The sequence below is a fragment of the Pseudomonas sp. Mn2068 genome (genome assembly GCF_049319725.1).
GTDB classification, from domain to species: domain Bacteria; phylum Pseudomonadota; class Gammaproteobacteria; order Pseudomonadales; family Pseudomonadaceae; genus Aquipseudomonas; species Aquipseudomonas gingeri.
Genome location: NZ_JBMOUG010000028.1, coordinates 19912 through 27295 on the forward strand (window position 1 = coordinate 19912; position 7384 = coordinate 27295).

At 62.6% G+C, this 7384-nt stretch carries 7 protein-coding genes; 5 read left to right on the forward strand and 2 right to left on the reverse strand.

What is annotated here, in order from left to right; all coding sequences use genetic code 11:
- Positions 1-29: 29 nt before the first annotated feature.
- The 4 genes from ACL9RJ_RS32990 to ACL9RJ_RS33005 all read left to right on the forward strand — a co-directional run bounded on the left by ACL9RJ_RS32990 (position 30) and on the right by ACL9RJ_RS33005 (position 4151).
- On the forward strand, positions 30-1124 hold the full coding sequence (locus ACL9RJ_RS32990) for a polyamine ABC transporter substrate-binding protein (protein ID WP_042935057.1): 1095 nt from the start codon (positions 30-32) through the stop codon (positions 1122-1124).
- An 80-nt stretch (positions 1125-1204) separates the two neighbouring features.
- Positions 1205-2347: an ABC transporter ATP-binding protein gene (locus ACL9RJ_RS32995; protein WP_017125330.1), complete on the forward strand. Its 1143-nt coding sequence runs from the start codon at positions 1205-1207 to the stop codon at positions 2345-2347.
- Complete coding sequence (locus ACL9RJ_RS33000) at positions 2344-3264, forward strand: ABC transporter permease subunit (protein WP_017125329.1); 921 nt, start codon at positions 2344-2346, stop codon at positions 3262-3264. The genes ACL9RJ_RS32995 and ACL9RJ_RS33000 overlap by 4 nt, the downstream gene beginning before the upstream one ends.
- On the forward strand, positions 3261-4151 hold the full coding sequence (locus tag ACL9RJ_RS33005) for an ABC transporter permease subunit (RefSeq protein WP_017125328.1): 891 nt from the start codon (positions 3261-3263) through the stop codon (positions 4149-4151). The genes ACL9RJ_RS33000 and ACL9RJ_RS33005 overlap by 4 nt, the downstream gene beginning before the upstream one ends.
- A 356-nt stretch (positions 4152-4507) precedes the next feature.
- Here ACL9RJ_RS33005 and ACL9RJ_RS33010 read toward each other — a convergent pair whose 3' ends face one another.
- Together ACL9RJ_RS33010 and ACL9RJ_RS33015 are read right to left on the reverse strand one after the other, a co-directional pair.
- Complete coding sequence (locus tag ACL9RJ_RS33010; RefSeq protein ID WP_017127071.1) at positions 4508-5149, reverse strand: HD domain-containing protein; 642 nt, start codon at positions 5147-5149, stop codon at positions 4508-4510.
- 201 nt (positions 5150-5350) lie between these two features.
- On the reverse strand, positions 5351-6037 hold the full coding sequence (locus tag ACL9RJ_RS33015) for a M24 family metallopeptidase (protein ID WP_177083662.1): 687 nt from the start codon (positions 6035-6037) through the stop codon (positions 5351-5353).
- Between the two features lie 251 nt (positions 6038-6288).
- On the opposite strand from ACL9RJ_RS33015, the gene ACL9RJ_RS33020 reads away from it, so the two are divergent.
- Complete coding sequence (locus tag ACL9RJ_RS33020; protein WP_017127069.1) at positions 6289-7254, forward strand: GlxA family transcriptional regulator; 966 nt, start codon at positions 6289-6291, stop codon at positions 7252-7254.
- The last annotated feature ends 130 nt before the right edge of the window (positions 7255-7384 follow it).

The window sequence follows — 7384 nt, forward strand, 5'->3', positions numbered from 1 at the left end:
TCAGGCCCAACTATTGAGAGGACCTCCGAGTGTCTATTTCTTTGTTTCGCAAAGCCATGCTGGTCGGTGCCGGCCTGACGTTGACCGTCAGTATCCAGGCCGCCCCCACCGTGCATATTTATAACTGGTCCGATTATATCGGCGAGAGCACCCTGGCCGACTTCGAGAAGGCCACCGGTATCAAGCCGGTCTATGACGTCTTCGATTCCAATGAAACCCTGGAAGGCAAGTTACTGGCCGGGCACACCGGCTATGACGTGGTCGTGCCGTCCAACCACTTCCTCGGCAAGCAGATCAAGGCCGGCGCCTTCCAGAAGCTCGACAAGTCGCAGTTGCCCAACTTCGCCAACCTCGACCCGCTGCTGATGAAGCGCCTGGAGAAGAACGATCCGGGCAACCAGTACGCCGTGCCGTACCTGTGGGGCACCAATGGCATCGGCTACAACGTCGAGAAGGTCAAGGCGGTGCTGGGCGTCGACAAGATCGACTCCTGGGCGGTGCTGTTCGAGCCGGAGAACATCAAGAAGCTTTCCAGCTGTGGCGTGGCGTTCCTCGATTCGGCCGATGAAATGCTGCCGGCGGTGCTGAACTACATGGGCCTGAGCCCCAACAGCACCAATGAAAAGGATTACAAGCTGGCTGAAGAGAAGTTGCTGAAGGTGCGTCCGTACATCACCTACTTCAACTCGTCCAAGTACATCTCGGATCTGGCCAACGGCGAGATCTGCGTGGCCGCCGGGTTCTCCGGCGACATCTTCCAGGCCCGCAAGCGCGCCGAAGAAGCGAAGAAAGGCGTGGACATCGCCTACGTGATTCCCAAGGAAGGCGGCAACCTCTGGTTCGACATGCTGGCGATTCCCAAGGACGCCGGCAACGTCAAGGAGGCCCACGCCTTCATCAATTATCTGCTGCAACCTGAAGCGATCGCCCAGGTCAGCGATTATGTCGGCTATGCCAACCCGAACCCAAAGGCTGGCGAACTGATGGATCAGTCTGTGCGCACCGACGAAGCGGTTTACCCACCGCAAGCTGTAGTGGACAAGCTTTATGTCAACTCTGAACTACCCCCGAAAATCCAACGTTTGATGACCCGCAGCTGGACCAAGGTGAAGTCGGGCAAGTAGCCCGAAGGGACCCTCGGGTCAAACTATCCAACGCCGGGCCGTCTTGGCCCCGCGGTTAAATTTTGTTGGGAGTTTTGCAAATGGCTGTTGCCTCCGGCGCCTATAAGAAAGCCCTCGAGGGCGACCAATCACCCAAGCAGGTGTTGGTCAAGATCGACCGGGTCACGAAGAAGTTCGACGAGACGATTGCCGTGGACGATGTGTCCCTGGAAATCAAGAAGGGCGAGATCTTCGCCCTGCTCGGCGGCTCGGGTTCGGGTAAATCCACCTTGCTGCGCATGCTCGCGGGTTTTGAACGGCCGACCGAAGGCCGGATCTACCTCGATGGCGTGGACATCACCGAGATGCCGCCCTACGAGCGGCCGATCAACATGATGTTCCAGTCCTATGCGTTGTTCCCGCACATGACCGTGGCCCAGAACATCGCCTTCGGCCTGCAGCAGGACAAGATCCCGAAAGCCGAGATCGATGCCCGCGTGGCCGAAATGCTCAAGCTGGTGCAGATGAGCCAGTACGCCAAGCGCAAGCCGCACCAGCTCTCCGGTGGTCAGCGCCAGCGCGTGGCCCTGGCCCGTTCCCTGGCCAAGCGGCCGAAGCTGTTGCTGCTCGACGAGCCCATGGGTGCTCTGGACAAGAAGCTGCGTTCGCAGATGCAGCTTGAGCTTGTCGAGATCATCGAGCGCGTCGGCGTGACCTGCGTCATGGTGACCCACGACCAGGAAGAGGCCATGACCATGGCCGAGCGGATCGCGATCATGCACCTGGGCTGGATCGCCCAGATCGGCAGCCCGATCGACATCTACGAAACCCCGACCAGCCGCCTGGTCTGTGAGTTCATCGGCAACGTCAATATCTTCGAAGGTTCGGTGGTCGAGGATGCCGAAGGTTATGCGCGGATCACCAGCCCCGAGCTGGAACGCAGCATCTACGTCGGCCACGGCGTGACCACGTCGGTCCAGGACAAGAGCGTGACCTACGCGATCCGTCCGGAGAAGCTGCTGGTCACCACGACCCAGCCGCAGTGCGAGTACAACTGGTCGCGCGGCAAGGTGCACGATATCGCCTACCTCGGCGGTCACTCGGTGTTCTACGTCGAGCTGCCGAGCGGCAAGCTGGTGCAGTCCTTCGTCGCCAACGCCGAGCGCCAGGGCGCGCGGCCGACCTGGGGTGACGAAGTGTACGTCTGGTGGGAAGACGACAGCGGCGTGGTACTGCGCTCATGAACATGCGAAAGCTCAAGCGCCAACTGCAGCGAATAACCCCCTCCGGCCGCCATGCGGTCATCGGGATCCCTTTCCTCTGGCTGTTCCTGTTCTTCATGCTGCCGTTCTTCATCGTCCTGAAGATCAGCTTTGCTGAAGCGGATGTGGCGATTCCGCCGTATACCGAGATCTACACCTTCGTCGAACAGAAGCTGCAACTGGTCCTCAACCTCGGCAACTATTCGATGCTGGGCGACGATGACCTGTACCTGGCGGCCTACCTCGGCTCGCTGAAGATGGCCTTCTTCAGCACGCTGCTGTGCCTGCTGATCGGCTACCCGATGGCCTATGCCATCGCCAGCGCGCGCAAGGAATTGCAGACCGTGCTGGTGCTGCTGATCATGATGCCGACCTGGACCGCGATCCTGATCCGCGTCTATGCCTGGATGGGCATCCTCAGCAACAACGGGCTGCTCAACGCGTTCCTGATGTGGACCGGGCTGATCAGCGAACCGCTGCAGATCCTCAATACCAACCTGGCGGTGTATATCGGCGTTGTGTATTCCTATCTGCCGTTCATGATCCTGCCGCTCTACGCCAACCTCGTGAAGCACGACAACAGCCTGCTGGAGGCCGCGTCCGACTTGGGTTCGAGCCGCTTCAACAGCTTCTGGAAGATCACCGTGCCGCTGTCGAAGAACGGCATCATCGCCGGCTGCATGCTGGTGTTCATCCCGGTGGTGGGCGAGTTCGTGATCCCCGAGCTGCTCGGCGGTCCGGAAACCCTGATGATCGGTAAAGTGCTGTGGCAAGAGTTCTTCAACAACCGTGACTGGCCGGTGGCGTCCGCGCTCGCCGTGGTGATGCTGGCGATCCTGATCGTGCCGATCATTCTGTTCAACCGCAGTCAGGCTAAAGAAATGGAGGGCAAGGAATGAAGCGCTTCAGTTTTTCAAACCTGATGCTGGTGCTGGGCCTGTTGTTCATCTACCTGCCGATGCTGATCCTGGTGATCTACTCGTTCAACGCCTCCAAGCTGGTGACGGTCTGGGGCGGCTGGTCGGTGAAGTGGTACGTCGGCCTGCTGGACAACACCCAACTGATGGGCTCGGTTGCCCGCTCGCTGGAAATCGCCTGCTACACCGCCGTCGCGGCGGTGGCGCTGGGCACCCTGGCGGCGTTCGTGCTGACCCGTATCACCCGCTTCAAGGGGCGTACCCTGTTCGGTGGCCTGGTCACGGCGCCACTGGTGATGCCGGAAGTGATCACCGGCCTGTCGCTGTTGCTGCTGTTCGTGGCCATGGCGCAGATGATCGGCTGGCCCCAGGAGCGTGGCATCGTCACGATCTGGATCGCCCACACGACGTTCTGTGCGGCCTATGTGGCGGTGGTGGTCTCGGCACGCCTGCGCGAGCTGGACCTGTCCATCGAAGAGGCGGCCATGGACCTCGGTGCGCGGCCGTGGAAGGTGTTCTTCCTGATCACCATCCCGATGATCGCGCCGTCGCTGGCGGCGGGCGGCATGATGTCGTTCGCCTTGTCCCTGGATGACCTAGTGCTGGCCAGCTTCGTTTCGGGTCCGGGTTCCACCACCTTGCCGATGGAGGTTTTCTCGGCGGTGCGCCTGGGCGTGAAGCCGGAAATCAACGCGGTGGCGAGCCTGATCCTGCTGGCGGTGTCGCTGGTGACCTTCCTGGTCTGGTACTTCAGCCGCCAGGCCGAAGAGCGCCGCAAGAAAGCCATCCAGCAAGCCATCGAGGAAGGCGCGGCGGATTCGTGGAAGCAACCGGACGTGCGTCGCGCGCCGGCGGCCGAGACCGCTTAGCGTTCAAAAAGCTTCGCGGGCAAGCCCGCTCCCACAGGTTCTGGGCGTACATGGATTTTGTGTACGACTGGAGCCCCTTGTGAGAGCTGGCTTGCCAGCGAAGAGGCCCTCGGAATGCCGCAATGCGGGCAAGCCCGCTCCCACAGGTTCTGGGCGTACATGGATTTTGTGTACGACTGGAGCCCCCTGTGGGAGCTGGCTTGCCAGCGAAGAGGCCCTCGGAATGCCGCAATGCGGACAAGCCCGCTCCCACAGGTTCTGGGCGTACATGGATTTTGTGTACGACTGGAGCCCCTTGTGGGAGCTGGCTTGCCAGCGATGAGGCCCTCAAGACCACCGACACATCCGCAGGTGAGTCACTCGGCCCACGGCGAACGCCGGATCACCTCGACGAAGTTCATCGGCTTGAAGCTCGGGTCCTTGTCCTTCAGCACGTCGGTCTTGACGTTGCCGAAGGTGGTCAGCGGACGATGGCGCAGCCCATCGGCAAACGCGCAGATGATGCACTCCTTGAACCCTTCCCCACGTGGATGCGCATGCACCACGGCTTCGCGCTGCGCGGCAGGGAACGCGGCATACTCCATCCCCAGCACGTCCATCTCCACGCCCGCGGTCACCAGCGCCACGGTCGGGCGCAGGTACTGGGGCACGCCCGGCGTGGTGTGCAGGGCAATCGACAGCCAGACCTGCTCGATATCGTCATCCGACAGCCCGTAGGGCTTCATGAACGCCTTGGCGGCGTTGGCGCCGTCCACTTCGAAGCGATCGTCGTCGCTGCGATGGCCTTCCACCAGGCCGAGGTCGTGGAACATCGCGCCGACATAGAGCAGTTCGGGGTTGTAGGGTAGTTGCTTGCGTTCGCCGCTGAGGGCGCCGAACAGGAACACCCGGCGCGAGTGGTTGTACAGCAGGTCGCTTTCCACATCGCGGATGTATTCGGTGGTGGCCCTGGCCAGCGCGCTGTCGGGGATCCTGATACCGGCAATGGTGTTGCTCATGGTCATGACTCCTGGGGGGCGAGCGCCGGGTTGGCGCCGATGGAATCAGTCTGGCGGGGTAGAAGGTTGGCCGCTATCGACACAAGGTGGCGATTGCGGCCATTCGGGGCGGGTTTCGCGCCAGCGCCGATGCCCAGCAGGAGCCGAGCCGGCTCGCGATCAGCCGGCAGGCCGACCGTGCAGGCGCGGCCACGGGCGGGTTCAAACGTAGTAGGCGTCATCCAGCAGCATGTCTTCGAAGAAGGCCCCGAAGCGTTTCTGCGGGTCACGGATATGGATCTCGAGGATCCAGCGCATGGCCGAAGGACTCAGCTCGAACTCGGCCAGGGAGCCGGTGTGGATGGTCGCATGGGGGAAGTCCGAGACCCGGTGGCCCGGCAGGTCGAAGTTCAGTTCCCAGCCCATGGAGCGGGCGATACGGTCGGCATGATCGTACAGTGCCCGTCCGCTGAGCTTGTCGCGGGTCCAGATTTCCCGCACTTCATGGAACAGGTTCTCGGCGTCACGGGCGCAACGCTCGTATTCTTTGTGCTGGCCGACCACGAATGTCGCGCCGCCATCGCCTTCCCAGGCTTCGACGCGCGGTGCCAGGTCGATAAAGAAAATATCGTTGTCGCGCAGCACGATGCCGGGCTCCGACGACTGCTTCATCGCCTTGGTGGTGTTGCTGCCAAAGCGCACCCGGGTCGGGTGCCAGCTCAGTTGCAGGCCGCTGCCGACCAGGACCTGCTTGGCCATCTCGACCGCGTCTTCCTCGACCATGCCCGGCTCCACGCGCTCGGCGATACGGGCAATCACTTCACGGGTTTTCTGGCGGGCCAGCAGCATGCCGTCGACCGAGAAGGCCGGGCCGACTCGTTCGGCGTTTACAACAACGGGGGTACTCATGGTGTGTATCGCTCCGGTCAGCGACGTGGCGCAAGTGCCGCGTCAACGCCGGCTATTATCAGGATCGGCCGGGAGGCTCCGTAGCCGCGCGAGGGGCGCAATCCGGACAGCCTGGCGGGTTTTCCGGCCGGGTTCGCGGCGGGCGTCGCAATCGTGCCAAGCAGCGGGCTTTTCCGGCCAGCGGCGAGGTCCGCCTCGCATCGCGACGGGGGTTTGGTTACCGTAGGGCTGATCTGAATGAGGCTTGTTCCATGACCCGCACCGTCGCCGTTGTCGTGTTCTCCGGCGTCCAGTCCCTGGATGTCACGGGGCCGATGGATGTCTTTGCCGAAGCCAACCGCTTCCTGCTGCCCGACGCCCAGTATCACCTTGAAGTGATCGGTGTCGAACGCGGCTGGGTGCCCTGTTCCAATGGTCTGGCGATCCAGGCGCATCGGCATTTCAGCGAAGCCCTGGCGAGCTACGACCTGTTGTTGTGTGCCGGCGGACCGAGCCTGCCGGGGCAGGATTTCGGCGAAGAATTCCATGCCTGGCTGCGGGCTGCCAGCGGCCGTGCCGGCTTCTTCGGTTCGATCTGCAACGGCGCGTTCATGCTTGCCCGGGCCGGCTTGCTGGAGGGACGCACGGTGACCACCCACTGGAACGACTCGCAAGCCCTGGCGGCGCTGTGCCCGACCACTCGGGTCGAGGCCGATCGCCTGTATGTCCAGGACGAGAAGCTGTTCACTTCGGCGGGGGTGACGGCGGGCATCGATCTGTCGTTGTACCTGCTGTCCCGCGACCAGGGCGCGGAAGTGGCCCTCAACGTGGCCAAGCGGCTGGTGGTGTTTACCCAGCGTTCGGGCGGCCAGTCGCAGTTCAGTCCCTACCTGACACCCTATGCCGAGGCGTCCTCGCCGGTGGCCCAGGTCCAACAGTATGTGCTGGCCCACCTGACCGGCGACCTGAGCATCGCCGAGCTGGCCAAGGCGACCAACATGAGCGCGCGTAATTTCTCCCGGGTGTTTGTTCGCGAGACCCGGGTGACCCCGGCGGAGTTTGTCGAGAGTGCGCGGGTGGACGCGGCGCGGGTGATGCTCGAAAGCGGCAACTCGCCATTGAAAACCGTTGCCTACGAATGCGGGTTTCGCGACGCGCACCATATGCGCAGTGTGTTCCAGCGACGCCTGGGAGTGACGCCGCAGCAGTTTCGCCAGCATTTTGCCGGATTGGCTTGAGCCTTGGGGTGGCTGCGGTGGCCCTTTCGTGGGGAAGACCACCCCCCCCAGGGTTCCGAAACGGGGGAGGGGGGTTTGCCCCAAAAAAGAAACTGCCCCCCCCTCAAAACCCCCCCCCTTTTCCCCCTCC